Source organism: Inhella gelatinilytica (assembly GCF_016093295.1).
Taxonomy (GTDB): Bacteria; Pseudomonadota; Gammaproteobacteria; order Burkholderiales; family Burkholderiaceae_C; genus Inhella; species Inhella gelatinilytica.
Genome location: NZ_JAEDAL010000002.1, coordinates 157364 through 184213, shown reverse-complemented (window position 1 = coordinate 184213; position 26850 = coordinate 157364). Strand labels below are relative to the sequence as shown.

The following is a 26850-nucleotide window of genomic DNA, read 5'->3' as shown; positions in this document are numbered from 1 at the left end:
CGCTTAATCCTGGCTTTCTTCCCGGCCTTTCGGGTCCCGTTTGGCTTTGGCCGCCAGTTCCGGCTCCAAACGTTCGGCTTCTTCCAGCAGTGCGTCGACCGAACGCAGGGGAGCCAAGCGCCACTCGGGCGGCAGCAGTCCGGCCATGTAGGGCGGCCGCCAGCGGTGTTGCACCCCCTCGTCGCTGACCCAACTCATGCCCATCCAGACCAGGAAGCCCAGCAGCGCGGCACCGCGAACCCACTGTTGCCGCCGCGGCAATGCCAATTGGCCCTGCCAAACCGCGAGCGTCGCCAATGCGATGGGGCCCAACCATTCCGCCACACTCAGCAAGGCTGGCCAGGAGCCCACAAAGGCCAGCGCCGCCAAGGCCTCGTCGGCTGCAGCCGCCAGCACGACGACCCAGAGCGTGCGCTGCAAATGCGCCCCAAACGGAAATCGCCGCTGGAACACCTGGGTCACCAGGGCCCACACGCCGGCCCACAGCAAGGCGCCCAGCCCCACCCCCAGCAGGGGGCGGGCATAGTCGACCAGGGGCGTGCCCGGCTCCGATCGCAACCACTGCTCCCCCCCAAACCACAGCAAGCAAATCAGGATCAACAGGGGCAGGATCCCGCGGTGCGCCCACCGGTGGTGCGCCACGGCTTGCACCGGCGGGGTCTCTGGAGCCACCGCCGCCGCCGCGTGTCTCAGCCGCAGGCGCGATTGCCCCAGTTGGACCACGGTGTCGGCCTGCCAGTCCACGGTGGTGCCCCCGCGGAGAGGGTGGGTGCCAAGCCATCCCCCATTCAGACTCGGCAACAGCGTCAAACGAGCCACCGGGGTGGCTTCCACCCGCATCTGGGCATGAACCGCCGCCACATGCGGGTCGTCCAACACCACATCGCAGTCCAAACTGCGGCCCACGCACAGCGTCGCGCCACCCTGCGCATCCGCAAAAACCGGCACCGAATGGCGAGCAACGTCCCCATCCATCACATCGATCAAGGCCAAGGGCTTCATGACTGCCCCCCTTTGCGGCCATACCCCGCGATGAAGTGCCGGGCCAGTTTGAGGGCAGACTCGAATCGAACGCCCCGGGCATCAAATCGACCCAGCAGCCCCTCGGTTTCGCGGTCCACGGCGGTGATCAGCACCGTCACATCGTGCACGCCCGGCATTTTTCGATAGGCCTTCAGGCAGACCACAGCACGGGCTGGCAAGCCTTGGGCATCGATGAAGGACTCCGAGCAATGCGGGGCGGTTCGGTGCCGATCGTTGGCGCGCCCCAGGTTCTCGTTGCGGAAACTCTGGCTGTATTGACGGGCAAAGCGCCAGGCTCCCAGCGCCTTGCCGTCATAGACCTCGTGCTGCACTTCCAAGTAGCCCGTCTCCAGCCCCTCACCCACAAAGAGTGCGTGGTCCTGACGACACTGACTGCGAGAGAACTGCAAGCCCTTGCTGCGGGGGTCCGCACTGCGGCCCCAACAACGCAAGAACTGCTCCTCGGGAATGGGCATGCGGTAGTGCGCATGCCCCCAATCTCCCCAGGCCTGCGCCATAAACGCCTGGACCAGCTCGTCGGTGTAGCCCAGCAGTTGATCCCGCACCTGAGGCCACGCCGGACCGGTCAGGGGTTTGGCCTCCCGCGAGCGCTGCCAAAGCCCCTCTGCAAACCGTCCGGGGATCAGGAAACTCATTTGCTGGGAAAACAGCATCGTCGACACATTGACGGCAACTACCCGCCCCCGGTCATCGAGCACCGGCCCCCCGCTCATGCCAGGGTTGAGGGCGCCGGCGTAATAGATCAGGTCATCAAAACTGCGCTCCACCAATCCGTTGTAGTTCCCTTCAACGATGGCAAAGGCCACATCGTGGGGATGGCCCAGCGAGTAAATCCGGTCGCCCTTGGCCAAGGGCTCCTGCGCTGGCCGGAAGCTCAGCGGGGCCGGCCACGTCAGCGGCTCATCCCGTTCCCCCACCGCCCGCAGCAGCGCCAAATCGCGACGCACGTCAATGGCCACGATCTGCAACTTGCCCTGCCGCCCATCCGCCGTCTTGAAACGAAGGCGGTAGCGCTGGGGCTCCAAGGCGGCCTGACTGACCACGTGGTAATTGCTAACCAGCAGGCCAGAAGCCTCCACCACAAACCCTGAGCCCACGCTGGCCTGGCTGTCTTGTTGCGCCAGCAGCGTCCGCACCTGAACCAAGTTGGCGCGGCTGGCGTCAAACAGCCGGCGGGCCGTGGCGGACAGCGGCGCCGCATCGGGCGCCTCGGCCTGCGGCTCGGGCTTGGGCGGGGTTGCCTGGGCCGCAACACCGCCCGCCAATCCGGCCACCACACACGCCAGAACCCAACGCCCCCAAAACCCCCAAGAGCGCACCCCCACCGGTCGATCGATCATTGAATTCCTTGAACAGAAACACCCCCCGCTTGCCTCCGCAGCGGGCGGAACACCGAGGCCTCATCGTAAAACGACGATTCCTCGTTCGCGGGCCACCAGCCGGGCACCCCCAACACTGGCAGCGGGAGAAAGGGCTTGGCCCGCCACTGCTCGGCACTCAAGGTCAGCGGGTCGCCCAGCACCACATGGGCGCACAAACCCTTGCGCGGCGCCAGGGCCAATTGCTCCAGCAGCGCGTGGCCAAACAAACGCGGGCGACTCTCGCGCCACAGCGGCCGAAGTGCGACAAACATCGTGCACCAATCGCGCCGACGCCAGGCCGCTTCGATCGCCCGCGGACAGTCGGGCCACCAGGCCCCGTTCTCGTCGAAGAGCGTCAGCGCATCGCGCAATGGCCCGCGCTGGCCCCCCACACCCCGCGCGGCAATGGCCTCAGCCTGCAACGCGTTGAGTCGCAGCTTGCGCTGCGGCTCGGCGCACCAAATCAGCCCATTGAGCGCGTCGTGAGCGTTGTCGCGCGTGGGCACTTGGCCCGTGCGAGCGATGTAGGCCTCGTAGGCCTCCCCACTCGGCAAGTCGGTTTGGGCAACGAAGCGGCGCGGCGCCAAGTGGGCCGCGTTGAGCCGTTCGGCCACGCTGCCTACCGTGCCGACGCGAGACCAGGCCCAGCGCAAGGGGGCGCACCAAGGCGCTTCAACAAAGGTGGGCGGCAGCACCAACTCAGGGCGTCGCTTTGCTGCGTCGCCGACGCGGGGCCGGAGCCGGGGCCGGGGCCGGTTCGGCCGCCACCGGCTCGACAGGCAGCGCTGCCGGCGCCGCCGCCTTTTTGCGCGGCGCTCGCTTCTTCGCCGTGGGCGGCGGCGCAGGAGGGGCCTCGGCCATCAAATCGGCCACCACCTCGGCCACGCGGTCCTCGACGGCCGCGATTGGCAGGGCGACCACGACAGATTCGGCCGAGGGCTCGCGCGCCAACTCCGATGCCCCTTCACTATCGGCTGCCTTGGAGCGGCCCCGTCCGCCTCGACGCCGGCCCTCACCCCGCGGTTCTCGCGGCTCACGGGACTCCGGCAACTTCCGCGGTTCGGCCGGCTCTCGCAGCCCCTCCAATCGGGGCGTGTCGACCTCCGTCTGCACCTCCGTGCGCCGCTCGGGCTTGGACTCGCGCTTCTCTCGCACCCAAGCCACCGAGCCCTCGCGCCGAAGCTCGAACAGATTGGTCGCCTCCAGCAAGCGGCTGAAGCTGGCGAATCCGTAATTGCGCGGATCGAACGGGGCTTGGTTGCGGATGTACTGGCTGACATTGCCCGCCATGGCCCACCCCTCATCGCCGCCCGCGGCCTGAACCGCGTGCCGCAACAGCGTCACGAGCTTGGCGTCCTGGCGCAGTTGGGCACCGCTCATGCGATGGGGCACATTGGCGCCGCTGCTGCCGCTGTCCACCTTGTCCAGGTACAGGAATTGCGAGCAGGCATTCACAAACGGCTGGGGCGTTTGGCGGTTGCCGAAGCCATACACCGCCGCCCCTTTCGCGCGCAGGTGCATCACCAAGGGCGTGAAATCAGCGTCCGAACTGACGATGCCAAAGGCATCGGGCTTGTCGGTGTACAGGAGCTCCAGCGCATCAATGACCATGGCCATGTCGCTGGCGTTCTTGCCCTTGCTGTAGTCGAACTGCTGCATGGGGCGAATGGCGTGCTCGTGCAGCAGCTTCTCCCACCCTTTGAGGGCGTCCTTTTTCCAGTTTCCATACGCCCGACGCACATTGGCGACGCCCAAGGTCGCCAGTTCGGTGAGGATGAGGTCGATCTTGCCGGCCGGGGAGTTATCGGCGTCGATCAACAGCGCAATGCGCGCGGGACGTTCGCTGTTCATGCCTGCAACTTCCAGTTCAAGGTGTCGCCGCCCCGTAGGGGCTTGATGATCGTGTCGCCAAAAGCCAGGGTCTCCGGCACTTGCCAAGGCTCGCGCTTGAGCGTGACGGTTCCTGTGTTGCGCGGCAAGCCGTAGAAGTCCGGGCCGTGGTGGCTGGCGAAGGCCTCTAACTTGTCCAGCGCCCCGAGGGCCTCGAAGGCTTCGGCGTAGAGCTCCAGCGCAGCGGGGGCCGTGAAGCAGCCGGCACCGCACACGCTGCTCTCCTTGAGTTGCGCTGCATGCGGTGCGCTGTCCGTACCCAGAAAGAACTTCGGACTGCCGCTGGCCACGGCCTGCAGCAGCGCTTGGCGGTGAACCTCGCGCTTGAGCACCGGGAGGCAGTAGTAGTGCGGGCGCAACCCCCCCGTGAAGATCGCGTTGCGGTTGTAGAGCAGGTGCTGCGGCGTCACGGTAGCGGCCGTGAAACGGTCGCTCGCCGCCACGTACTGCGCGGCCTCTTGGGTGGTGATGTGTTCAAACACCACCTTGAGCTCAGGGAAGTCGGCGCGCAGGGGCTGCATCACCCGGTCGATGAAAACCGCCTCGCGGTCGAACACATCGATCTCGCCGTCCGTCACCTCGCCGTGCACCAGGAGCAGCAGGCCCTCGCGCTGCAAGGCTTCAAGCGTCTTGTAGGTCTTGCGCACATCGGTCACACCGGCATCGGAATTGGTGGTGGCGCCGGCCGGGTAGAGCTTGACAGCCACCACACCGGCATCCCGGGCTCGTTTGATTTCATCGGGCGCCGTGTTGTCGGTCAGGTAAAGCGTCATGAGCGGCTGGAAGTCGCTGCCGGGACCTTCCGTGGGGCGCGCCGCCAGGATGCGCTCGCGGTACGCCACCGCTTGCGCCGTGGTGGTGATCGGCGGGCGCAGGTTGGGCATGCAAATGGCCCGCGCAAACTGACGCGCGGTGTAGGGCAATACCGATTGCAGGGCCGCCCCATCGCGCACGTGCAAGTGCCAGTCATCGGGGCGGGTGAGGGTCAGGGAGAGCGGAGCGTTCATGGCGTGATTGTCCGCGCGCGCCCGCCCGCACCTCGGACAATCAAGTCCCTTGATTTCGCCCGCCCACCATGAACCGCCGAACCCTGTTGTGCCTCGCCCCGCTCTTGGTGCTGCCCCCGCGGACCCTCGCCCAAGACGCGGCCTCCGTCACCCTGGACCAGGCCCGCGCTGCCGTGGAGGCCGGCCGACGCCTGATTGACGTGCGCGAGCCCAGCGAGCACGCCACGGGGATTGCCCCCGGTGCGCAGCGCCTGCCCATGAGCGAACTGCCCCAGCGTCTGGGTCAATTGCCCAGCGCGAAGGATGAGCCCTTCTTGCTGATTTGCCGCACCCAGAACCGGTCCAAGCGGGTGGCCCAGCAACTCAAGGAGCTGGGCTACACCCGGGTGCAGTTCGTCGAGGGCGGCATGGCGGGCTGGGCCGCGCGCGGCTGGCCCCTGGAGACGCCGCCAAAAACCCCCTGAGCCACGGGCGAGAAACGAGTAGTTTTGGTACGGCGCCCCAGCCCAAAACCCTGCCATCGATCAGGATTTCCCTGGCAATAGGGAAACCACCCGCGCCAAAAGAAGGAGGGAAGCTCGACCATGCGTCCGCATGTAGGAATCTAGTTTTCCTACATTTCGGACCTGACAGCGCCGCGTCGGGCCCCGAGGCCCAAGTGAATGTGGCGCCGGACCGAGACCCCCATGTCCTTGAGACTTGACCGCCTGTGGCCCTGGCTGAGCCTGCTGGCCACCTTGCTCTTCACCCCGGCGCACGCCGCCCTCAACAGCCTGAATTTGGGCGCCAAGTACGACGCGACAGCGACCAACATCAACTTCCGCGTGTACTCCTCGAGGGCGACCCGGATCGAGGTGTGGCTCTACAAGACCCCGATGGGCGCTCAGGAAGTGGTGCGCTACGTCATGACCAAGGATCCCGCCACCCAGGTGTGGAGCAAGACCGCCGCGGTGAGCACGCTGAAGAACAGCTATGGTCTGACGGGAACCGTCTACTACGGCTACCGCGCCTGGGGCCCGAATTGGACCTACTCCAGCACGTGGACCAAAGGCAGCAACACCGGGTTTATCAAGGACGTCGACGCGGCGGGTAACCGCTTCAATCCGAACAAGCTCTTGCTCGACCCCTATGCCACCGAGATGAGCCATGACCCGGTCAGCGGCAGTTGCACGGATGGCACGCTGTACGCCAGCGGGGCCAGCCACCGCGGCAAGGACAGCGGCGCCTGCGCGCCCAAAGGGCTGGTTCTGGCCGCCAACACCGGCAGCACCGGCACCAAGCCCACGCGGGCTTTCAAGGACGACATCGTGTACGAGGTCCACGTTCGGGGCCTCACCCAAAACGACAGCAGCGTTCCGGCTGCCGTGCGCGGCACGTACGCCGGCGCCGCGCTCAAGGCCGCTTCGCTGGCCGCTTTAGGGGTCACGGCCGTGGAATTTCTGCCCGTGCAGGAAACCCAAAACGACCAGAACGATGTCGACCCGACCTCCACCGCCGGGGACAACTACTGGGGCTACATGACCCTCAACTACTTCGCCCCGGACCGGCGCTACAGCAGCGACAAAACCCCGGGCGGCCCCACACGGGAATTCAAGGCCATGGTGAAGGCGTTCCACGACGCCGGCATCAAAGTCTTCATCGATGTGGTCTACAACCACACCGGGGAAGGCGGTGCCTGGGGCGGCACGGATGGCCTCACGGTCTACAACCTCCAGTCTTGGCGCGGTCTGGACAACCCGACCTACTACTCACTGACCAGCGACTACCAGTACAGCTGGGACAACACCGGCGTGGGCGGCAACTACAACACCCGCAACCCCACAGCACAAAACTTGATCGTCGACTCCCTGGCCTGGTGGCGCGACCAGTTGGGCGTGGACGGCTTCCGCTTTGACTTGGCCTCGGTACTGGGGAACACCTGCCAGCACGGGTGCTTCAATTTCGACAAGATGGACGGAGCCAACGCCCTGAACCGCATCGTGCAAGAGTTGCCCCCGCGGGCGGCGGCCGGCGGCACCGGCATTGACCTGATCGCCGAACCCTGGGCCATCGGCGGCAACAGCTACCAGGTGGGCGGGTTTCCCAGCGGATGGGCCGAATGGAACGGCAAGTTCCGGGATGCCATTCGCAAGAAGCAAAACCAGTTGGGTGTGGAAACCGTGTTGCTGTCCGAGATTGCCAGCCGCATGGCCGGTTCCTCGGACCTGTACCAGGATGACGGTCGCAAACCCTGGCACTCGGTCAATTTCATGGTGGCCCATGACGGACTCACGCTCAAAGACCTCTACAGCTGCAACGGCAAGAACAACAACCAAGCTTGGCCCTATGGCCCCAGCGATGGCGGCGAAGACAACAACCACAGCTGGGATCAGGGTGGCAGCGCCCAAGCGCAGCGCCGTGCGGCCCGCACGGGCCTGGCCCTGAGTGTGGTCGCGGGCGGCGTGCCCATGTTCACCGGCGGTGACGAGACCCTGCGCAGCCAACTGTGCAACAACAACACCTACAACCTGGACTCGGTGGGCAATTGGCTCAACCCCAGTGCGAGCACCGATCAGACGAACTTCCGCAACTTCACCCAACGCCTCTTGGCCTTCAAGAAAGCCCACCCAGCGCTGCGGCCGGCGGACTTCTACGTAGCGAATGACACCAACGGCAACGTGATGGAACAGCTGCGTTGGTTCAAACCCGACGGTACGGTGGCGGACACGGCCTACTTCACCAACACCGCCAACCATGCGCTGGCCTGGCGCCTGGATGGCACGGAATTCGGGGACCCGGCCTCGGCGATCTACATCGCCTGGAACGGCTGGTCTGGCGCCGTGAACTTCACCCTCCCGTGGCCAGGGGCTGGCAAGAGTTGGTACCGCGTGACCGACACCGCCACGTGGGCCGACGGGCCCGACACCTTTGCCAACCCGGGTGGCGAACCGTTGATCGGCGGGGAAACCACGGTCTATGGGCTGCAGGAGCGCTCGCTGCTGATCCTGATCGCCAAGTAAGACCGGGCCGGGGCGCTCACTCCCCCCTCGGCGCCAGCCGGGGGAGTTCGACCCAAAAGGTCGCCCCCTGCCCCGGTTGACTCTCGACCCGGATGCTGCCGCCCAGCTTCTGCACCACCAAGTTGTGACAAATGTGCAGACCCAGGCCGGTTCCCCCCTTGCCCCGCTTGGTGGTGAAGAAGGGTTCGAACACGCGCTGGCGCTGGGCCTCGGTCATGCCCGCCCCGTTGTCGCGCAGGGACAGCAGCACCCGATCCGCATCCAGCGCATGGGCCTGCAGCACCAAGCGGCCCGGCTGCTGGGGCTCGAAAGCGTGGAGCAAGGCGTTGTCCACGAGATTGGTGATCACCTGCCCCAACGCCCCCGGGAAGCTGTCCATGGGCAGCCCGGGTTCCAGCTCGCTGACCCACTCAATGGGGCGCCGCTTCCAGCTGGGGCTGAGGCTTTCCACCAACTCCGTCAGGTAAATCCCCAGATCAAATTCGCGACGCCCATCGGAGGTCCGATCAATCGAAACCTCCTTGAAATGCGCGATCAATTCAGAGGCGCGGTCCAGGTTGCGCTGCAGCAAGACCGTTGATTCCTCGGTTTCCGCCAAGAAACCGTCCAGGGCTGAACGCGAGAGTTTCTGTGCGCGCCACGCGCCCTGCACTTCGCGGGCCCGCTCCATCAGATGCGAGCTCGCCGTCACCGCCACGCCCAGCGGGGTGTTGACCTCATGAGCAACCCCCGCCACCAACTGCCCCAGTGACGCCAGCTTGGCCTGCTCAACCAACTGGTCTTGGGCCGTGCGCAAGTCATCCAATGCCTGCTCGGTGGCCTGCTGCGCGGCGGCCACCTGCTCAAAGGCACGGGCATTGCCGATGGCGATCGCGGCGTAAGCGGCCAAATTGCGAAAGATGGCCAGGGCATTGGCGTCATACGCCTGCGTCAACCGGCTTTGCATGGTGACGATGCCGATGCGCTGGTCGTTGAGCTGCAGCGGCCGGAACACCAAAGAGCGCATGGGTTCGCCCACGTCGATCCCATCAACTTCCGGCGCCGTTTCGCTTTGCGCCTCATCCAGCACATCCAACTCGCGGTCTTCACGAAACGCCCGGGCGCTCAGCGAGTGCGGGTCGTCCAAGGACACGGTGTCCCCTTGAACCAGCTTGTCTTCGAAGTAGTACAGGAACCGCAACTGCCGCGATTCGGCTTCCAGCAGGGCCACACCAAAGGCGTCAACTGGCAAGAGCTGGGCCAGCTGGCGGTGCAGGGTGGCGCAAATGGCCTGCAAATCCAATTGCGCCGTCAAGTCGCGCCCCGTATCGCCCAGGAGGCGCAGGGTCTCGGCGCTGCGGGCCAGGGTGGCGTTGGCCTGGGACAGCTCGGTGGTGCGCTGAACGACCTGCCCCTCCAAGGCTTGCTGACGCCGCTGCAAGGTGCGGGTGCGGCGATTCACCCAAAAGCTCAACAAGGCCAAGCCCAGCAGCACCGCCCCGACCTTCGCCCACCCGGTCTGGTACCAGGCCGGGTGAACGGTCAGCGGCCAGGTTTGTTTGGCGGTGCCGCCACCCGGCCCCCAGACTTCCACCTCAAACCGATACGCCCCCGGCGCGAGATGGCTGAACGCCGCCACCCGCTGGCTGCCATCGGTTTCGGTCCAGTCGTCACTCAAACCGACCAGCCGAAACCGGTACCGCAATCGTTCCGGCGCATTGAACTGCAAGCCGGCAAATTCCACGTGGATGGCCCGTTCGCCCGGCGCGAGTTCAAAGGCCGACTGGGCACTGGGCCGCCGGTGACCATCGACCCGCAGCTCCGTGATGACCAAATGGGGCACGGTTCGGTTGGCCTGCAAGTGCTGCGGCCGCACCACCAGCACCCCCCCTCCGGCACCAAAGAGCAACTCGCCTTGCGCCGTCCGTGCCGCGGCATCGATCCAAAAGCTGCGCAGGGCCAGGCCTTCCCCCGCGCCAAACGCCCGGACTTGCCCGGTCTGGCCCTCGACCCGGAACACCCCATCCGCGGTGCTGCCCCACACCTGGCCCGAGTCGTCCAGCACCAGCCCCCCGACGTTGTCGTGCGGCAACCCGTCGCTGCGATCCAAGCAACGAAACCGCGTGACCGTTCCAGGCTGCCGCTCGCACACCCCCCCACCCAGGGTCGCGACCCACAGGTGTTCTTGGCGATCCACCGCCAACGACACGATGTCATCGTGGGCCAGGGACCCCGGCAGCCCGGGTGCACGGGGAAAGACCTCAAACCGGTCGTCTTCGATCCAGCGCGCCAAACCCTCGTTCGTGCCCACCCACAGGCGGCCCTGGGCATCGTGGCGCAGCGTGTTCACCCGGTCATGGGGCAGGCTGTCGTGGCGCCCTGGATCGTGGGCCATCCAACGCATGGCCCCGCCTTGCCGCCGAACCAAGCCCTCCAAGGTCCCCACCCACAACTGCTCGCCGTCCCACAGCAGGGCATCGACGCGCGGATGTCGGCGGGGCGTGGGCAGCGGCACGCGTTCGGCGCTACGGCGCGCCCAGTCCACCCGATAAAGGCCGTGCAGCGTCCCGACCCAGAGCACGTCCCCCTCCCATGCGGTGGCCAGCACCCGCGCTCGCTCCAGGGGTGGAGCCTCCTCGCCCCGCGGGGTGAACACCAGCCGCTCGTGGCGCACCCACCCATTGACAGGAACCTCCAGGCGACCCAACCCACTGGCCCCGTAGCCCAAAAGCCACTCGCCCTCCTTGCGGCCCGGACCGATGTGCACCACGTTGCGGTCGGCCAGCCCCGTTTGCCCCGTGGGGCTGGCCACCAGGTTCAGAAAGGCCGAGGCACTGGGGTCGTGCCGCCCCACGCCCTGATCGCCCCCGACCCAAATCAAGCCCGCCCGGTCCCGCATCAGCACGCGAACGCCGTCAGAGGCCAAACCACCGCGCAAGCCCGGGTCATGGCGAATCACCCCCCCCGCGGGCATGGGCCAGCGCGCGATGCCTTGGCCATAGCCCGCGGCCCACATTTCGCCCGGGCGCGCCTGAACCAAGGCGGTCACTTCGTGCCGCGCCAATTGCGGATGATCCGCGCGCCAAAGCGGTTCCAGCCCGCTCTCGCCGTGCACACGGGCCAGCGGCCGCCCGTGGGCCCCAACCCAAACGGCGCCCTCATCGTCCACGCCAAGGGCGGTCACCTCCTGCGCGTCACCCACGGGCTGGGCCACCCCTTGGGTCGTCAACCGGACCAAGCCCCGGCTCCCGCCCACCCACAGGGTGCCATTGGGCGCCAACGCCAAGGCCCGCAACCCCGTCTGCAACCGCTCGCCCCCGTCGCCAGTTCCGACCCAGGGTTCCATGCGACCCTGCTGGTAGCGCCACAAGCCCTGGTCCCCGGCCAGCCACACGGTGTCTCCCTGGACCTGCAGGGCTTGAACCCCACGGGGCCCCCCGACGTTCTCCATCTGGTCCGAGCCCGGTCGGTAACGCAGCAAGCCACCGCCCCGCGTGGCCACCCACACCCCCCCTTCGGGCGCCGCGGCCAGGGCCTGGATGTACAAGTCGCTCAGCCCGCCCTGGGTTGGGTCCCGGGTAAAGAGGCGCAGCCGATATCCGTCATAGCGGGCCAGCCCGCCCTGGGTGCCAATCCAAATGAACCCCTGGGCGTCTTCCGTCAAGGCCGTCACGATGGGGTGGGGCAGCCCGTCGTCAAAACTGAGGTTGCGGAACCCCGGCGTCGCCAATGCGGACCAGTCGGGTTCGGCCCGGGCGGCCCCACCGCCCATCAGCAGCAGTGCCAGGATCCAGGCCCCCCAGTCGCGCCAGCGAAAGGCCCCCGAACAGGCACGGGCCCCCAGGCAGCACAAGCTGCCCGCCGCCCCCTCCCGCCGGAACTCCGCTGCCGCCATCCACCGCCTCCGCGTCGGATTCTTGAAGGCTCATCTTGCAGGAACTTGGACGCGCTGTCTGCCCGAACCCACCCTCAGGTGTGCAAGATTCCGGCCTCTGCGGCCCGTCCACGCAACAGTCGGTGGCCCGGTCCGGGCCGAGCGGCGCTCAGTGATCCAAGATCTTGGAGAGAAAGTCCCGGGCCCTCGCGCTGCGAGCGGCCGGATCGCCAAAGAACGCGTCCTGGGTGCAGTCTTCCACGATGCGCCCGCCGTCCATGAACAGCACGCGATGGCTCACCTTCTTGGCGAAGCCCATCTCGTGCGTCACGCACATCATGGTCATCCCCTCCTGCGCCAGTTGCACCATCACGTCCAGCACCTCGCCCACCATTTCGGGGTCCAGCGCGGACGTGGGCTCATCGAACAGCATGACGATGGGGTCCATGCACAGCGCGCGGGCGATCGCCACGCGCTGTTGCTGACCGCCGCTCAACTGCCCAGGGAACTTGTCTTTGTGGACCGACAAGCCCACCCGATCCAGCATCGACAAGCCCCGCTGCCGGGCCTCATCCGGCCCCCGGCCCAGCACCTTCATCTGCGCCAAGGTGAGGTTTTGCATGACGTCCAGGTGGGGGAACAGCTCAAAGTGCTGAAACACCATGCCAACCCGTGACCGCAGCCGGGGCAAATTGACGCCCGGTGCGGTCAGCGACTGCCCGTCGATGCGGATGTCCCCCTGCTGAATGGGCTCCAGCGCATTGACCGTCTTGATCAACGTGCTTTTGCCCGAGCCCGAGGGGCCGCAGACCACCACCACCTCGCCCTTCTTCACTGTGGTCGTGCAGTCCGCCAGCACCTGGAAGCTGCCGTACCACTTGGAAACGTTTTGAATCTCGATCATGGCAGATGCCCCGTTCAGCGAATGATGGCCACTCGAGCCTGCAGCTTGCGCACGGCCAGGGAGAGGCTGAAGCAGAGCACGAAGTACAGACCTGCCGCCATCAAATAGGTTTCCACCGGCCGGTTGAAATTTCGACCGGCGGACTCAAAGCCCTTGAGCAGGTCATAGGCGCCAATGGCATAGACCAGTGAGGTGTCCTGGAACAGCACGATGGTTTGGGTGAGCAGCACCGGCAGCATGTTGCGAAAAGCCTGGGGCAACACCACCAGCCCCATGGTTTGTCCGTAGGTCATGCCCAGCGCATAGCCAGCCTGTTGCTGGGCGGCAGGAACGCTTTGAATGCCCGCCCGCAGGATCTCAGCAAAGTAAGCCGCCTCAAACAGTGTGAACGTGATGAAGGCCGACACCTCGGGCGCGTGGGCCGCCCCCCATTCGCCCGCCACCGTGCGGTACAGCTGGTTCGGGATCAGCAGGAAAAACCACAGAATCACCATCACCAGCGGCACCGAGCGCATCAAGTTCACATAGGCCGTCGCCGGCTGCGCGAGCCAAGCGCGTCCGGACAGGCGCATCAACGCCAGCACCGTGCCCAGGGCAATGCCCCCCAGAGCCGCGACCCCCGTTAGCAGCAGTGAAAACCACAGGCCATGCAGCACCCAGGCGCGCAGGAACTCCGGATTGACGAAGCTGAAGTCAAGCGTCACCGGCCGCCCCCCGCCACCCCGGGCACCCGCACCCGCCGCTCAATGAAATGGGCCAGCAGGAAAACCGAGAAGGCACTGACAAAGTACAGCGCCGTCACCACGGCATAGACCTCCATGTGCTGCGAGGTCTCTTCGCCCACTTGGCGGGCGAACTGGGTCAACTCCAGCACTGAAATGGCGAACGCCACCGAACTGTTCTTGACCAGGTTCATCCCCTCACTGGTCAGCGGCGGAATGACCACCCGAAACGCCACGGGCAGGAGCACATGCCGATAGGCTTGCACGCGGGTCAAGCCCAAGGCCAAGGCCGCATGGGTTTGCCCTCTGGGCAAGCTCTGAATGCCCGCTCGCACTTGCTCGGAGATCCGGGCCGAGCTGAAAAGCCCCAGCCCCACCCCAGCCAGCAGCCAACTCGGCCACGCCTTGAGGGCCCCAACAAACGCCGGCGCCACGAAGAACCACAGAAAAAGCTGAACGATCAACGGAATGTTTCGGAACAACTCCGTCCAAACATTGCCCAACCCAACCGCGGCGCGGCTGGGCGTGGTGCGCAGCACCCCCATCAGCGACCCCAGGCTCAGGGCCACCACCAAGCCCACCGCGCTGACCACGGCCGTCCAGCCCCAGGCCGACAGCAACCACGTCAGGTACGTCTGGCCGCCATCCTGACCCAAGCAGGCGCCCACCGTGCCGTCCACGGTGTCCTTGCACCAGAGTTCCTGCCACTCAAACGCCATCACACGCTTTCATTCCACCCCAAGCTCAGCGCCTGCTGGGCGCTGAGATACCGCCGTCAAGTGGCCGCCGTGGAACCGGCTTCGCCGGGCCACCAGCGGCGCCCCCTTGAGAGGAAAGCGGCAGCGCCGCTTCGTGGGTGGGTCACTTCTTGACGTACGACTCCATCGGGTTGTCGTTGGGGTTTGCCCACGCGGCCTTGGTGGCGTCGTTCAGGGCCAAGCCGATGCGCGAATTGGTGGGCGGGATAGGTTGGAGGAACCACTTCTCGTACATCCGCGCCAGGGCCCCGGTTTTGATCAGGTTGATGATCGACGCGTCCACCGCCTTCTTGAAGGCGGGATCGTCCTTGCGGAACATGATGGCGATTGGCTCCACCGACAGCACCTCGCCCACGATCTTGAAATCTGCGGGGTTCTTGGCGCGGGCAATGTTGCCAGCCAGGATGGAGCCGTCCATCACGAAGGCGTCGGCGCGGCCCGACTCCAGCAGCAGGAAGCTGTCGGCGTGGTCCTTGCCAAAGACTTCTTTGAAATCCACCCCGGTCGCCCGCTCGTGCTTGCGCAGGTGCTGCACGCTGGTCGTGCCCGTGGTGGTGGCCACGGTGCGGCCGTTGAGCTGGTTGATGCCGGTGATGCCCGAGTTGGCCTTCACCGCAATGCGCACCTCTTCGACGTAGGTGGTGATGGCAAAGGCCACGTCCTTCTGGCGCGCGAGGTTGTTGGTGGTGGAGCCGCACTCGATGTCCACGTTGCCGTTCTTGACCAGCGGAATGCGGTTCTGCGAAGTCACCGGTTGGTAGCGGATGGCAAATTCGGCCAATCCCAGTTCGCGCCGCAGATCGGCCAGCACCCGGTTGCAGACCTCGACGTGAAAGCCCGTGAAGCGGCCGTCGCCAATGGTGTAGGACAGCGCCCCCGAGGACTCGCGCACGCCCATGGTCACCACGCCCGTGCTCTTGATCTTCTGAATCGTGTCTTCAGCCTGCGCCCCCACAGCCGCGACCGCCAATGCCACTGCGCCCAGCGCACTTGCCAACGTCTTCATGCCCGCTCCAATGCTGACCAACCAGAGAAGGGGCAACGATAGCGCCCGGGGCAGCATTTGCAGGGCATGCCCCGGGATAACCCGAGGCAAATTCAAGCAGCGCCCTGCGCCACCAACGCATCCCACAGCGCCATCGCGGCCGGCTTGTTGCGCTTGCGCAGTTCGGGCTTCTCGCGGTACAGGCGCAGGGCAATCTGCAACTCAAATTCGCCCGCCGGGGCGGCGGGCACGAGGCGCCGCGCCCGGAGCTCACGCTTGACCGAGCTGGCCGGCAAAAACGCCAGTCCGTGCCCCTCCAGCGCCATGGCTTTGAGGCCTTCCGCCATGTCCGTTTCATAGCTCGGATCCAGGTACAAGGGCACCCCGGCATCTTTCAGCACGATTTCCACCAGACGGCCCAGGTACGCCCCCTCCGCATAGGCCAGGAACGGGATTTTTTGTCCCTTGTGCCCAGGCAAACGAAAGAGGGCCTGGCCGTCGGGGTCCGGCCGCGCAAAGGCCGCCAGCGTGTCATGGCCCAAACTCAGCATGTCAAAGCGGCCGGGGTCCAGCTGTAGCGGCTGGCTCTCGTGGTGGTAGGCCAGCAGCAGATCGCAATGGCCTTCACTCAACTGCAAGACCGCATCGTGCACGTTCAGCGCATTGAGCCGACTTTTGAACGGCTCCATGTGCTTGCGCAACTCCATCAACCAGTGCGGGAAAAAGCTGAACGCCAGCGAGTGCGGCACGGCGAACTCGATCATGTCCTGCCCAGCACCCTGGTGGCTGCGCAGCATGTTGCGCGTCGCCTGCAACTGGCTGAGGATTTCTTGCGCCTGTGCGAGCAGGGTTTCACCGGCCGGTGTCAGGCGCGTGGGGTAGCTGGATCGGTCCACCAAATCCATGCCCGCCCAGGCTTCCAGAGCCTGAATCCGGCGCGAGAACGCCGGCTGGGTGACATGCCGCGCTTGGGCCGAACGCGAGAAGCTGCGCGTCTCAGCGAGGCTGACGAAGTCTTCAAGCCATTTGGTTTCCATAGGGCCGCAAGTTTAGGTCGCCCCAGGATTCAGCCACGGCCCTCGCTGGCCTGCAGGGCCCACATCCGGGCGTAAGCCCCCTCCGCCGCCAACAACTCGGCGTGGCGCCCGCGCTCCACCACGCGGCCGTGTTCCAGCACCAGGATTTCATCGGCATCAACCACGGTGGACAGGCGGTGGGCGATGACCAGCACCGTCTTGTTGCGGCCCACGGCGTCGAGCTGGGCCTGGATGGCGCGCTCGTTGTGTGAGTCGAGCGCCGAGGTGGCCTCGTCAAAGATCAGGATGGGGGGGTCTTTGAGCAGGGTGCGGGCAATGGCCACGCGCTGCTTCTCGCCCCCGCTGAGCTTCAGCCCGCGTTCACCCACCCGCGTCTCGTAGCCCTGGGGGGTGCTGGCCACAAAACCATGCAACTGGGCGGCTTGGGCCGCGGCCTCGATCTGGGCGAGCGTGGCGCCCTCTCGGGCATAGCCGATGTTGTAGGCCAGGGTGTCGTTGAAGAGCACGGCGTCCTGCGGCACGATGCCCAGGCTGCTGCGCAGCGAGTGCTGGCTCACGCTGCGGATGTCCTGCCCGTCGATGGTGATGCGTCCCGAACCCACGTCATAAAAGCGGAACAGCAGGCGCGAAAGCGTGCTCTTGCCCGCGCCGCTGGGGCCCACGACGGCCAGCTTCTTGCCTGGCGGGATCTCAAAGCTCACGCCCTGGAGAACCGGCCGCGCCGGGTCGTAGGCAAAGTGGACGTTCTCAAAGCGCACGGCCCCGCCGGTGACCTGCAGTGCCGGGGCGTCGGGCGCATCGGCCACCTCGCGCGGGCGCTCCAGCAGGGTGAACATCTTGTCCAGGTCGGTGAGGCTTTGCTTGATCTCCCGGTACAGCACCCCGAGGAAGTTCAGCGGGATGTAGAGCTGGATCATGAAGGCGTTGATCATGACCAAATCCCCAAGGCTGAGCCGCCCGGCCACCACGCCTTCGGTGGCGCGCCACAGCATGGCCACCAGGGCCAGGGCAATGATGGCCTGCTGCCCGGTGTTCAACAGCGACAAGGTGGTCTGGCTCTTGAGCTGGGCGCGGCGCAGCTTTTCCAGGGCGGCGTCGTAGCGGCGGGCCTCGAAGTCCTCCTGGCCGAAATACTTGACCGTCTCGTAGTTCAGCAGGGAGTCGATCGCCTGGGTGTGGGTGGCCGAATCCAGTTCGTTGAGCCGGCGCCGGTACTGCGTGCGCCATTCCGTCACACCGATGGTGAAGGCGATGTAGACCGTCAGCGCGGCGCCTGTGATGGCGGCAAAGGCCCAGTCGAACTGGGTGGCCAGCAGGGTGAGCACCAGGGCCACCTCGATCAGCGTGGGCACGATGCTGTAGAGCGAATAGCTGATCAAGGCATGCACGGCCCGGGTGCCGCGCTCGATGTCGCGCGTCATGCCCCCCGTCTGGCGCTCCAGGTGGAAGCGCAGTGAGAGCTCGTGCAGGTGGCGGAAGACTCGCAAGGACACCTGGCGCGCCGCGCCCTCGGTGGCCTTGGCGAAGATCAATTCGCGCAGTTCGGTGAACAGCGAGGTGGACAGCCGCAACCCCCCGTAGGCCAGCAGCAGCCCGAGCGGAATCACGAACGCCGGATTGGTGGCCGCGCCACTCAAGCCGTCCACCAATTGCTTGAGCAACAAGGGCACGCCCACGTTGGCCAGCTTGGCGACCACCATGAAACCCAGCGCCACGCCCACACGCCAGCGGTACTGCCAAAAGTAGGGCAACAGTTTGGACAGGGTCTCGCCGTCGCGGCGCTGGGAGGGGGCGGGGGTCAGGTCGGTGCGGCGCATCGGGTCGGCTCAAAACAGCAGCGCTGCATTCTCCGCGCCTCGTTCATGCGCAGGACCCTGGGCTCCCGCCCCCCTCACATAGACTGGGCCATGCACCCCTCCTCCTCTGCACCCCGGTGGTGGGCCCGCCCGCCGCAAGCCCTGACCCAGTTGCTCAAGCGCGGCCTCGGGCTGCGGGTCTTGCTCGCCTCGCTCGTGGTCGCCTGCATGGTGGTGATGGCCACCGCCCAGCTGGGCATCAACGTCTGGCAGGGTCGGGACCGCTTCACCCAAGACGCCCAGCGCAGCGCCCAGCAGGCCAGCCAGTTGATCGAGGAGCGCATGCGCGGCCTGCTGCAGCCGGGCGCCACCGTCGTGCGCCAAGTGGGTTTTGACCCGCTGGCCAGCGCCACCCATTGGAGCGCCCGCCTGGCCCGGGCCCATGTGCTGACCGCCGAGTTGGACGCCAACCCACTGCTGGCAGCGCTCTACGTCGGCTATACCGACGGCGAGTTCTTTCTGGCCCGCCCACTGCGCACGGCGGCCGAACGCACCCGCTTCGAAGCCCCGGCCGCCGCAGCCTATTTGCTCCAGACCCAGGACCGCGACAGGGATGGCGCCATGCAGGGCCGCTACCACTATCTCGACAGCACCGGGCAGCTGCTCGTCAGCCAGGAACGCCCCACCTACCGCTACGACCCGCGCACGCGCGACTGGTGGGCGCCGGCGCTGGCCCAACCCGGGCTCGCCGTGAGCGCACCCTACCTGTTCTTCACCACCCGCAGCGCCGGCCTGACGCTGAGCCAGCGCAGCCGCGAGGGCGGGGCCGTCGTCGGCGCCGACCTGCAGCTGCAAGACCTCTCCCGAACGCTGGGTGGTCTGCGCAGCACGCGCGGCACGCAGATGGCCTTGATGAATGCCCAAGGTCAGGTGTTGGCCTTCACCGAGGCCGCACGGCTCGAAACCCGCGTGGGCGACAAGGTCCGTCTGGCCACGGTGGCCGACTTGGGGGCCCCCGCCCTGGCCCCCCTGCAGGCCTTGACCTCGGAGCAGGCGCATACCTTCACGGCCGCCGACGGCGAGGCCTGGGTGGGCATCCGGCTGGCGCTGGAAGTTGGCCTCGGCCCCGGCGTGGAGTTGCTGGCTGTGACCCCGCTGGAAGATCTGGTGGCACCGGCCCGCGCCCGCGCGCACCGGGCCCGCTGGATTGCCACCGGCCTGGCCCTGCTGCTGCTGCCGGTGGGTTGGTGGGCCGGCTCCCTGCTGGCGCGGCGCCTGGATCAACTGAGCGAGCGCACGCAGCGGCTGACGCACTTCGACTTTCGGCCGGCCCCGTTGACGCGCAGCCCGGTGTGCGAGGTCAACGAGCTGAACCAGGCCATCGAACGCATGGGCGGCACCATCGGCGCCTTCTTGCGCCTGAGCGAACAGATGGCGACCGAGCCGGAGACGGAGCGCATGCTGCAGCAGGTGTTGGACCAATTGGTTCAAGCCACCCACTGCAGTGCGGCCCAGGTCTTTCTCTGGCATCGCGACGCCCAGCAGATGCAGCACGCCGCCAGCGCGGGCGCGCCCGAGCAGGTGCTGCCCGAGGCCTTCGCCTACCCCAGCGGCCGGCCCGCGCGGCAGACTGCACGGGGGGAAGGCCGCAAGCAAATGGACCTGGAGCTGCACGGCCGCGATGGGCGCCTGCAAGGCCTGCTCGTGTTGGAGTTCCCGGCCGACGAGGAGCATGGCGACCCCGCTTTCGTGAGCTTTGCACGCCAGCTCAGCGGCATGCTGGCCGTGGCCATCGAGACCCGGCAGCTCATCAAGGCCCAGCGCCAGCTGTTTGATGCCGTGATCCGCCTGATGGCCGACGCCATCGACGCCAAGAGCCCCTACACCGGCGGGCACTGCGACCGCGTGCCGCGCCTGGCCACGACCCTGGTCGAGCGCCTGTGCGCCGAGCAGGAGGGCCCCTTCGCCAGCTTCCAACTCAGCGAAGCCCAGCGCTACGCCTTCCGACTCGGCGCCTGGTTGCACGACTGTGGCAAGGTCACCAGCCCCGAACACATCGTGGACAAAGCCACCAAGCTGGAGCTGATCTACAACCGCATCCACGAGGTGCGCACGCGCTTTGAAATCCTGTGGCGTGACATGGAGATGGCTGCGCTGCGCGGCGAACTCGACACCGCCGCGTTGCACGAGCGCCAGCGGCAGCTGCGCGAGGACTTTGCCTTCGTCGCCCAGTGCAATGTGGGCGGGGAGTTTCTGGCGGATGCCGCCATCGAGCGCTTGCACCGCATCGGCGCCCAAACCTGGCTGCGCCATTTCGACGACCGGCTCGGCCTGTCCGAGGCCGAGGCGAGCCGCCTGCAGGCCGCTCGCCCCGAGGCCCCGCCCCTGCCGGCGCCCGAACCGCTGCTGGCCGACCGGCCCGAACACCGCGTGCCCTGGGGCGAGACCCGCCCGCCCGTGGCCAAGGACGACCCCCGCAACCGCTACGGCTTTGACATGCGCCTGCCCGAGCAGCAGCAGCACCAGGGCGAGCTGCACAACCTCAGCGTGCGCCGCGGCACGCTGACGGACGAAGACCGCTTCCGCATCAACGACCACATCGTCCAGACCTACATCATGCTCAAGGGCCTACCCTGGCCAGAGGACCTGGCGCGCGTGCCCGAGTACGCCGCCTCGCACCACGAAAAGCTGGACGGGCAAGGCTATCCGCGGCGGCTCGGCGCCGACCAGCTGGGTGTCGAGGATCGCGTGATGGCGCTGGCCGACGTTTTCGAAGCCCTGACCTCGGCCGACCGCCCCTACAAGACCCCCAAGACCTTGAACGAGACCCTGCGCATCATGGTGCAGATGTGCCGCGACCGGCACCTGGACCCGGCGCTGTTCCGCTACTTCCTGCACAGCCGGCTGTGGGACGAATTCGCCGCCGAGTTCCTGCTGCCCGAACAACGCGATGCCGTGGACATGGCGGGCCTGTTGGCCCTGCTGCCCGAATCCGACCCAGTCGGACCGAAAGAATGCTTTGCACCATCGCAAAGCCCCGCCGCCCCTTGAACGGTGCATCCGCTCTAGGATGGCGGCATGACTGAAACCGCCAGCCCCTTCATGCACCCCGCCCAACTGCCCAGCGAGCGCGAGCTGGTCTTGCGCGTCATCCCCCTGCCCGCCGACGCCAACGCCAATGGCGACATCTTCGGCGGCTGGATCATGGCCCAGGTCGACTTGGCCGCCTCGGTGCTGCCCACGCGCATCAGCCGGGGCCGCGTCACCACCGTGGCCGTCAAAGAGTTCATCTTCAAGCAGCCCGTGACCGTGGGCGACCTGCTGAGCTTCTACGCCAAGGTCTTGCGCATCGGCCGCACGTCCATCACGGTCCAGGTCGAGGTGTTTGCCGAGCGCAACCCCGAGAACCCGCAAGTGGTCAAGGTGACGGACGCGGAGCTCACCTTCGTCGCCATTGACAACCAGGGCAAGCCACGCCAGCTGCAATTGCAGGCCTGAGCCCCATGCCGCACGAGGTGCTGATCCTCGGCGGCGGCGCCCTGGGCTGTGCGGTCGCCGCCGCCCTGGCCGCTCGCCCGGACTGGGGCGGTCGCATCACGGTGCTGGAGCGCGACCCACAGTACCGTCAGGCCTCCTCGGCGCTGTCGGCGGCCTCGATCCGGCAGCAGTTCAGCACACCGCTGAACATCGCCCTTTCCCAAGTGGGCCTGGACCTGCTGCGCCGTATCGGGCCTGCAGCCGCCTTTCAGCCCCGGGGCTACCTCTACCTCGCCGGTACGACCGCACAAGCGGACACCCTGCACGAGTTGCACGCCGTGCAGCGCGCCGCCGGTGCCCCGGTGCAGTTGCTGGACCGTGCAGCCCTGACGGCGCGCTGGCCCTGGCTGCGCACCGACGACCTACAACTCGGCCAATGGGGCGCTGAGGGCGAAGGTTGGTTTGATGGTTGGGGGCTCCTGATGCACTTCAAGCGCCAGGCGCAAGCCGCCGGCGTGCAATTCGTGACCACCGAGGCCCTGAGCCTGGAGCGCCATGCCGACGGCAGCCTGGCCCGGGTCCACACCCCACAAGGGCCCTTGCAAGCCGACACCGTGGTCCTGGCCTGTGGCGCTTGGTCGGGGCAACTCGCAGCCAGCGCGGGGCTGGACGTGCCGGTGCACGCCAAACGCCGCAGCGTCTACGCCTTCACCAGCCCCGAGCGCGCGCCGGGCTGCCCCTTGGTCATCGACGCCGACCCGCAAACGGGGCTTTGGTTCCGGCCCGAGGGCGAGGTGTTCCTCTGTGGCGGTCCGCCCCTTGGCGCCGACGACGACGACCTGCCGCTGGACCCCGAGCCCCACTTGTTTGAGGAGCGGCTGTGGCCGGCCCTGGCCCACCGGGTGCCGGGCTTCGAGACGCTACGCCCAGCCCGCGCCTGGGCGGGCTATTACGAAATCAACCCCTTTGATCACAACGGCTGGGTGGGGCCCCTCCCCGAGTGCCCCGGGCTCTTGCTGGCCTGTGGCTTCTCAGGCCATGGACTGCAACACGCCGCCGGTGTGGGGCGGGGTGTGGCCGAATGGATTGCCACCGGCACCTATCAAACCCTGGATCTGAGCCCCCTGGCTCCCGCGCGCTTGCGTCGGGGCGAACGGCTGGTGGAGCGCAACGTCATCTAAACGCCCCTGGTGCCCGGGCTCGGAGCAATCCGGGCGTTTGACCGGACCGGGTTGAGGCTCCGGATTACCAGGGTATGCCCCGCTTGGAGCCACCGAAGCTCGCGTCCTAAGCTCAGAGGTGATGAGGCGGGAGGGGCGTCATGAAGGGCGTTGTGTTTACCGAGTTTTTGGAGATGGTCGAGGCTCGATTCGGCGCGGATCGCGTCGACGACATCCTGGACGATGCTCAGCCCGCGTCGGGTGGCGCCTACACCGCGGTGGGCACCTACCCTCACGGTGAAATCGTCGCGCTGGTCCAGGCCTTGGCGGTACGGACCGAAACCCCGGTGCCCGCGCTATTGCGGGCCTTCGGCGAGCACCTGTTCAGTCGTTTTGTCCAGGCCTATCCCCGTTTTTTTGTGGGCATGACCGATGCCCTGGTGTTTCTGGCCGGCATTGAGGATGTCATTCATGCCGAGGTACTCAAGCTCTACCCCGACGCCGAATTGCCGCGTTTTCACGTTGTTCTGCACGAACCCCAGCGCCTCGTCTTGGACTACGAGTCCAGCCGTCACTTCGAAGACCTGGCAGAGGGGCTGATGCGGGGCTGCGTGGCGCACTTCGGGGGCGGAATCCAGGTCCACCGGGAGGCGGTCGCGCCAGCCCATCGTGTGCGTTTTGTGTTGGAACGAAGCTGAGACGGATGGACCCGGATCGTCCCGACCCCCGCTGGCAGCGACGACTGGATCGCGAGCGCCTGGCCCGCAAGGAAGCCGAGCGGCTGTTGGAGGACCGCAGTCTGGCACTCTACGAAGCCAACCGCGCGCTCACGGCCTTGGCGGGCAACTTGGAAACCCAGGTGCAAACTCGCACCGCCGAATTGCGGCAAGCACTGGAATTGGCCGAAGCGGCAACCCGGGCCAAAAGTGCCTTCCTGGCCGTGATGAGTCACGAGATTCGCACCCCCATGAATGCCGTGTTGGGGATGGCGGAACTGCTAACCCTCAGCCCCCTGGACGACGAGCAGCAGGAGCACCTGCGAACGCTGCAGCAGGCAGGACAGTCGCTGCTGGTGTTGATCAACGACATCTTGGATTTTTCCAAGATCGAAGCCGGCAAGCTGGACCTGGAACACCGGGAGTTTTCCTTGCGCCGCGAACTGGAGGCGACATGGGCCCTGTTTCTTCCGACCGCACAGGCCAAGGGGCTGCAACTGGAGCTGGAGGGCTTGGGCTCCTTGCCGGACCCTGTCCAGGGGGACAGCACCCGCTTGCGCCAAGTACTGGCCAACCTGCTCTCCAACGCCATCAAGTTCACTGCCCAGGGCACCGTCGCCTTGCGGGTCGGGGCCGCACGCGAGGCGGCAGACCACTGGACGCTGCACGTGGAAGTTCAGGACACCGGACCCGGCATCCCGGTGGACCGCCAGTCGCGCCTTTTTCAGGCCTTTTCGCAAGTCGACACGTCCACGACCCGTGAGTTTGGGGGCACGGGCCTTGGACTGGCCATTTGCGCCAGTTTGTGTCAGGCCATGGGGGGCGCCATTGGCGTCGACAGTGCGCCGGGTTCGGGCAGCCGGTTTTGGTTTCACATCCAACTGGGCAACGGTACGACGCAGTCGGCGCTAGCGTCGCATCCGCCCGCCGCTGGCCCATCACAAGATTGGGTGAATTGGCGGGTTCTGGTGGTGGATGACCACCCCGTCAATCGCATGCTGGCGCAGCGTTTGCTGGCCAAGCTGAACCTCAAGGCGGATCTCGCAGAGGACGGCCGACAAGCCCTCGCCGCCGTCGAGCGCCAGGCCTACGACGTGGTGCTGATGGACATGCAAATGCCCGTGATGGATGGCATGCAGGCCACCCGAGCGATTCGGGCCCTGTCGCTGGCATCCCAACCGTTCATCATCGCGTTGACCGCCAACGCCTATGAGGCCGATCGCCAGGCCTGTCTGGCCGCCGGCATGGACGACTTCATGAGCAAACCGTTTTCGCTGGACGGTCTGCGGATCCAACTCAACGCCCTGCGGCCGCACGATCGCGACCCCAAACGCTAAGGGCCTTGGGGCGGTTGGCCCTCACCCATCCCCTCATTGGGCCGGCAGTCCCTCAAGCGCGACGGCTCACCGCCCACACCCCAGCCAGCACCATGACGGTGCCGGCCAGCATGCCGGGGGTGAAGACTTCGCCCAACAGCCAGCTTGCCAACAGCAAGGTGCTGAACGGCCCCACCATGCCCACTTGCGCGGCCAGCGGCGCGCCCAGGCGCTGCACGGCCGCCATCACTGCGAGCACCGGCACAAAGGTACACAGGGTGGCATTGAGGAGCGACAGCCCCAGGACAGGTGCCGGCACCCAGGCGGCGTTCAACGGCTTGAGCAGCACGAACTGCAACAGACACAGGGCACAGGCCACCGAGGTGGCGAGCCCGGTCAGGCGCAGCGTGCCCAAACGCCCCACCACCTGGCCACTGCGGCTCAGGTACACCGCGTAGCTCAGCGCACTGCCCAGCACCAAGGCACTGCCCAGCGCCGTGTCCCCTCCAGCGCCCAGGTTCACCTCTTGGCCGAAGGCCAGCACCACACCGGCGTAACTCACGCCCAGGGCCCACCCTTGCCGCGGCTGGACACGCTGCCCCTGCATGAATACCCCGAACAACAGCACCATCGTCGGGTTGAGGTAGAGGATCAAGCGCTCCAGCCCGGCGCTGATGTATTGCAAGCCAGCGAAGTCCAACGCACTGGCGAGGTAGTAGCCCGTAAAGCCCAGGAACAGCACATCGCGCCAATCCGCCCGCGTGAGCTTCGCCTGCCCTCGCCCCGCCCACCACGCCAGCGCGAGGAAAAGCGGCGCCGCCAGCACCATGCGCCACATCAGCACGGTAACCGCGTCAACGCCATGGCGGTAGGCCAGCTTGGCGATGATGGCCTTCCCAGAAAACCCAACGGCGCCCAGCCCCGCCAGCGCCAGGCCGACCCCGACAGAGGACGGTTTCGCGGCAGTCAAGGTCGAGCCTTCAAACCAGGCGCGCCGCCCCTTCGCACGACGTCAGCCACCTGACGAGCCACATGCTGACCCCACAGCGCATAGCCCGCCGGGCCCGGGTGGAAACCATCCTCCGCCATCAGCCCCCCCATCTCGCTCAAACCCGGGGGCATGCCCAGAACCTGGATGCCCTCTCGACGAACCAGTACCGCCACCAGCGTTTGATTGAGTAATCGCGCCTGCGCGCCCAGCACCCAACGCAGCGGAGCCGGCAGCAGCGGAAATCGGTGCAGGGGCGGCACAGCGCAGTGCACCCAGTGCACTGCGCCCGACTGGGCGTGCACCATCGCTTGCAGCGTCAGCAAGTTCCGCAGCGTTCGCGTGGGCCCCACTTGACGCACCACATCATTGACACCCAGCACGCTCACCCACACGTCAGCCGGTTGCAGGTTCTGCTGCGGCAGGGCGGCCACGGCGCAGGCGGAAGTCCAACCCGTTGACGCCACCAACTGCCAGTGAACCGGCCGCTGCAACGTCTGGTGCAACTGATGGGCGACCGTGACGGCCAGTGCTTGGTCCTGATGCAAGGCCCCCACACCGGCCGCCGAGGAATCACCCACGATCAGCAACCGCAGCGGTGATTGCCGCCCATCGTCCGCCCCCACTTGGCCCAGTCTCGGCCCTGGCGCTTCGGGCAACTCGAGGGCACGCCGGCGCACTCGGGCGCCCTGAATTAGGAGCACCGGAGCTAGCAGGAGCTTGAGCGCCAGCAAAACGCCGTGAAGCGCCCAGTGGCGCAGCGCAGGGGAAGGTGAAGCGGGCATGACGTGCAGCTTAGGGGCTCGCGGTCACAGGTCGATTCCAGCCGCCCTCAAA

20 protein-coding genes and 1 pseudogene are annotated in these 26850 nt (G+C 66.7%); 7 read left to right on the top strand and 14 right to left on the bottom strand.

The window, feature by feature from the left end; genetic code table 11:
* Positions 1 to 3: 3 nt before the first annotated feature.
* The 5 genes and pseudogenes from I7X43_RS05720 to pyrC form a co-directional block, all read right to left on the bottom strand.
* On the bottom strand, positions 4 to 1002 hold the full coding sequence (locus I7X43_RS05720) for an FHA domain-containing protein (RefSeq protein WP_198099968.1): 999 nt from the start codon (positions 1000 to 1002) through the stop codon (positions 4 to 6).
* Positions 999 to 2384 (bottom strand): S1 family peptidase, encoded by a 1386-nt coding sequence (locus I7X43_RS05715; RefSeq protein WP_198099967.1) that lies wholly within the window; start codon positions 2382 to 2384, stop codon positions 999 to 1001. Before I7X43_RS05715 ends, I7X43_RS05720 begins: the two co-directional genes overlap by 4 nt.
* A complete protein-coding gene (locus I7X43_RS05710; RefSeq protein ID WP_310737526.1) occupies positions 2381 to 3100 on the bottom strand; it encodes a DUF3025 domain-containing protein in 720 nt (239 codons plus the stop codon). The genes I7X43_RS05715 and I7X43_RS05710 overlap by 4 nt, the downstream gene beginning before the upstream one ends.
* Positions 3101 to 3581: 481 nt before the next feature.
* Positions 3582 to 4256, bottom strand: a pseudogene (locus I7X43_RS16375) (NYN domain-containing protein); the annotation flags it as partial.
* Positions 4253 to 5302, bottom strand: a complete 1050-nt coding sequence (gene pyrC, locus I7X43_RS05700; protein WP_198099964.1) for a dihydroorotase — start codon at positions 5300 to 5302, stop codon at positions 4253 to 4255. The gene pyrC and the pseudogene I7X43_RS16375, both read right to left, overlap by 4 nt.
* Positions 5303 to 5370: 68 nt before the next feature.
* On the opposite strand from pyrC, the gene I7X43_RS05695 reads away from it, so the two are divergent.
* Positions 5371 to 5766: a rhodanese-like domain-containing protein gene (locus tag I7X43_RS05695; RefSeq protein ID WP_198099963.1), complete on the top strand. Its 396-nt coding sequence runs from the start codon at positions 5371 to 5373 to the stop codon at positions 5764 to 5766.
* 222 nt (positions 5767 to 5988) lie between these two features.
* Positions 5989 to 8301 (top strand): isoamylase, encoded by a 2313-nt coding sequence (locus tag I7X43_RS05690; protein ID WP_198099962.1) that lies wholly within the window; start codon positions 5989 to 5991, stop codon positions 8299 to 8301.
* A 16-nt stretch (positions 8302 to 8317) separates the two neighbouring features.
* Here the strand turns inward: I7X43_RS05690 and I7X43_RS05685 are convergent, their stop codons facing one another.
* The 7 genes from I7X43_RS05685 to I7X43_RS05655 all read right to left on the bottom strand — a co-directional run bounded on the left by I7X43_RS05685 (position 8318) and on the right by I7X43_RS05655 (position 18377).
* Positions 8318 to 12175 (bottom strand): two-component regulator propeller domain-containing protein, encoded by a 3858-nt coding sequence (locus I7X43_RS05685; RefSeq protein ID WP_198099961.1) that lies wholly within the window; start codon positions 12173 to 12175, stop codon positions 8318 to 8320.
* A 148-nt stretch (positions 12176 to 12323) separates the two neighbouring features.
* Entirely contained in the window at positions 12324 to 13058 is a 735-nt protein-coding gene (locus tag I7X43_RS05680) for an amino acid ABC transporter ATP-binding protein (RefSeq protein WP_198099960.1), read from the bottom strand.
* 14 nt (positions 13059 to 13072) lie between these two features.
* Complete coding sequence (locus I7X43_RS05675; RefSeq protein WP_198099959.1) at positions 13073 to 13762, bottom strand: amino acid ABC transporter permease; 690 nt, start codon at positions 13760 to 13762, stop codon at positions 13073 to 13075.
* Entirely contained in the window at positions 13759 to 14499 is a 741-nt protein-coding gene (locus tag I7X43_RS05670; protein ID WP_198099958.1) for an amino acid ABC transporter permease, read from the bottom strand. Before I7X43_RS05670 ends, I7X43_RS05675 begins: the two co-directional genes overlap by 4 nt.
* 142 nt (positions 14500 to 14641) lie before the next feature.
* The gene (locus tag I7X43_RS05665; RefSeq protein WP_198099957.1) at positions 14642 to 15544 is read right to left on the bottom strand and encodes an amino acid ABC transporter substrate-binding protein; all 903 of its coding nucleotides are present in this window, start codon (positions 15542 to 15544) and stop codon (positions 14642 to 14644) included.
* A 92-nt stretch (positions 15545 to 15636) separates the two neighbouring features.
* Positions 15637 to 16560, bottom strand: coding sequence for a LysR substrate-binding domain-containing protein (locus I7X43_RS05660; protein WP_198099956.1), 924 nt, complete (start codon positions 16558 to 16560; stop codon positions 15637 to 15639).
* Positions 16561 to 16589: 29 nt separating this feature from the next.
* Positions 16590 to 18377: an ABCB family ABC transporter ATP-binding protein/permease gene (locus I7X43_RS05655; protein WP_198099955.1), complete on the bottom strand. Its 1788-nt coding sequence runs from the start codon at positions 18375 to 18377 to the stop codon at positions 16590 to 16592.
* A gap of 90 nt (positions 18378 to 18467) precedes the next feature.
* Between I7X43_RS05655 and I7X43_RS05650 the strand changes: the two genes are divergently transcribed.
* From I7X43_RS05650 to I7X43_RS05630, 5 genes are all read left to right on the top strand, one after another.
* A complete protein-coding gene (locus I7X43_RS05650; RefSeq protein WP_198099954.1) occupies positions 18468 to 21407 on the top strand; it encodes an HD domain-containing phosphohydrolase in 2940 nt (979 codons plus the stop codon).
* A 27-nt stretch (positions 21408 to 21434) separates the two neighbouring features.
* On the top strand, positions 21435 to 21854 hold the full coding sequence (locus tag I7X43_RS05645; RefSeq protein ID WP_198099953.1) for an acyl-CoA thioesterase: 420 nt from the start codon (positions 21435 to 21437) through the stop codon (positions 21852 to 21854).
* Between the two features lie 5 nt (positions 21855 to 21859).
* Positions 21860 to 23014 carry an NAD(P)/FAD-dependent oxidoreductase gene (locus I7X43_RS05640; protein ID WP_198099952.1) on the top strand — a complete coding sequence of 385 codons (1155 nt, stop codon included), beginning with the start codon at positions 21860 to 21862 and terminating at the stop codon, positions 23012 to 23014.
* Between the two features lie 140 nt (positions 23015 to 23154).
* Complete coding sequence (locus tag I7X43_RS05635) at positions 23155 to 23691, top strand: heme NO-binding domain-containing protein (protein ID WP_198099951.1); 537 nt, start codon at positions 23155 to 23157, stop codon at positions 23689 to 23691.
* 5 nt (positions 23692 to 23696) lie between these two features.
* On the top strand, positions 23697 to 25046 hold the full coding sequence (locus I7X43_RS05630; protein WP_198099950.1) for an ATP-binding protein: 1350 nt from the start codon (positions 23697 to 23699) through the stop codon (positions 25044 to 25046).
* A gap of 52 nt (positions 25047 to 25098) precedes the next feature.
* Here the strand turns inward: I7X43_RS05630 and I7X43_RS05625 are convergent, their stop codons facing one another.
* Together I7X43_RS05625 and I7X43_RS05620 are read right to left on the bottom strand one after the other, a co-directional pair.
* Positions 25099 to 25995 carry a DMT family transporter gene (locus I7X43_RS05625; RefSeq protein WP_198099949.1) on the bottom strand — a complete coding sequence of 299 codons (897 nt, stop codon included), beginning with the start codon at positions 25993 to 25995 and terminating at the stop codon, positions 25099 to 25101.
* Positions 25992 to 26798, bottom strand: a complete 807-nt coding sequence (locus I7X43_RS05620; protein ID WP_198099948.1) for an SGNH/GDSL hydrolase family protein — start codon at positions 26796 to 26798, stop codon at positions 25992 to 25994. Before I7X43_RS05620 ends, I7X43_RS05625 begins: the two co-directional genes overlap by 4 nt.
* Between the last annotated feature and the right edge of the window lie 52 nt (positions 26799 to 26850).

Bases quoted from the DNA above. Each gene is read 5' to 3' on its own strand.
- I7X43_RS05720 (WP_198099968.1), bottom strand. From the start codon at position 1,002: ATGAAGCCCTTGGCCTTGATCGATGTGATGGATGGGGACGTTGCTCGC.
- I7X43_RS05715 (WP_198099967.1), bottom strand. From the start codon at position 2,384: ATGATCGATCGACCGGTGGGGGTGCGCTCTTGGGGGTTTTGGGGGCGT.
- pyrC (WP_198099964.1), bottom strand. From the start codon at position 5,302: ATGAACGCTCCGCTCTCCCTGACCCTCACCCGCCCCGATGACTGGCAC.
- I7X43_RS05695 (WP_198099963.1), top strand. From the start codon at position 5,371: ATGAACCGCCGAACCCTGTTGTGCCTCGCCCCGCTCTTGGTGCTGCCC.
- I7X43_RS05690 (WP_198099962.1), top strand. From the start codon at position 5,989: ATGTCCTTGAGACTTGACCGCCTGTGGCCCTGGCTGAGCCTGCTGGCC.
- I7X43_RS05685 (WP_198099961.1), bottom strand. From the start codon at position 12,175: ATGGCGGCAGCGGAGTTCCGGCGGGAGGGGGCGGCGGGCAGCTTGTGC.
- I7X43_RS05680 (WP_198099960.1), bottom strand. From the start codon at position 13,058: ATGATCGAGATTCAAAACGTTTCCAAGTGGTACGGCAGCTTCCAGGTG.
- I7X43_RS05670 (WP_198099958.1), bottom strand. From the start codon at position 14,499: ATGGCGTTTGAGTGGCAGGAACTCTGGTGCAAGGACACCGTGGACGGC.
- I7X43_RS05665 (WP_198099957.1), bottom strand. From the start codon at position 15,544: ATGAAGACGTTGGCAAGTGCGCTGGGCGCAGTGGCATTGGCGGTCGCG.
- I7X43_RS05660 (WP_198099956.1), bottom strand. From the start codon at position 16,560: ATGGAAACCAAATGGCTTGAAGACTTCGTCAGCCTCGCTGAGACGCGC.
- I7X43_RS05655 (WP_198099955.1), bottom strand. From the start codon at position 18,377: ATGCGCCGCACCGACCTGACCCCCGCCCCCTCCCAGCGCCGCGACGGC.
- I7X43_RS05650 (WP_198099954.1), top strand. From the start codon at position 18,468: ATGCACCCCTCCTCCTCTGCACCCCGGTGGTGGGCCCGCCCGCCGCAA.
- I7X43_RS05645 (WP_198099953.1), top strand. From the start codon at position 21,435: ATGACTGAAACCGCCAGCCCCTTCATGCACCCCGCCCAACTGCCCAGC.
- I7X43_RS05640 (WP_198099952.1), top strand. From the start codon at position 21,860: ATGCCGCACGAGGTGCTGATCCTCGGCGGCGGCGCCCTGGGCTGTGCG.
- I7X43_RS05635 (WP_198099951.1), top strand. From the start codon at position 23,155: ATGAAGGGCGTTGTGTTTACCGAGTTTTTGGAGATGGTCGAGGCTCGA.
- I7X43_RS05630 (WP_198099950.1), top strand. From the start codon at position 23,697: ATGGACCCGGATCGTCCCGACCCCCGCTGGCAGCGACGACTGGATCGC.
- I7X43_RS05620 (WP_198099948.1), bottom strand. From the start codon at position 26,798: ATGCCCGCTTCACCTTCCCCTGCGCTGCGCCACTGGGCGCTTCACGGC.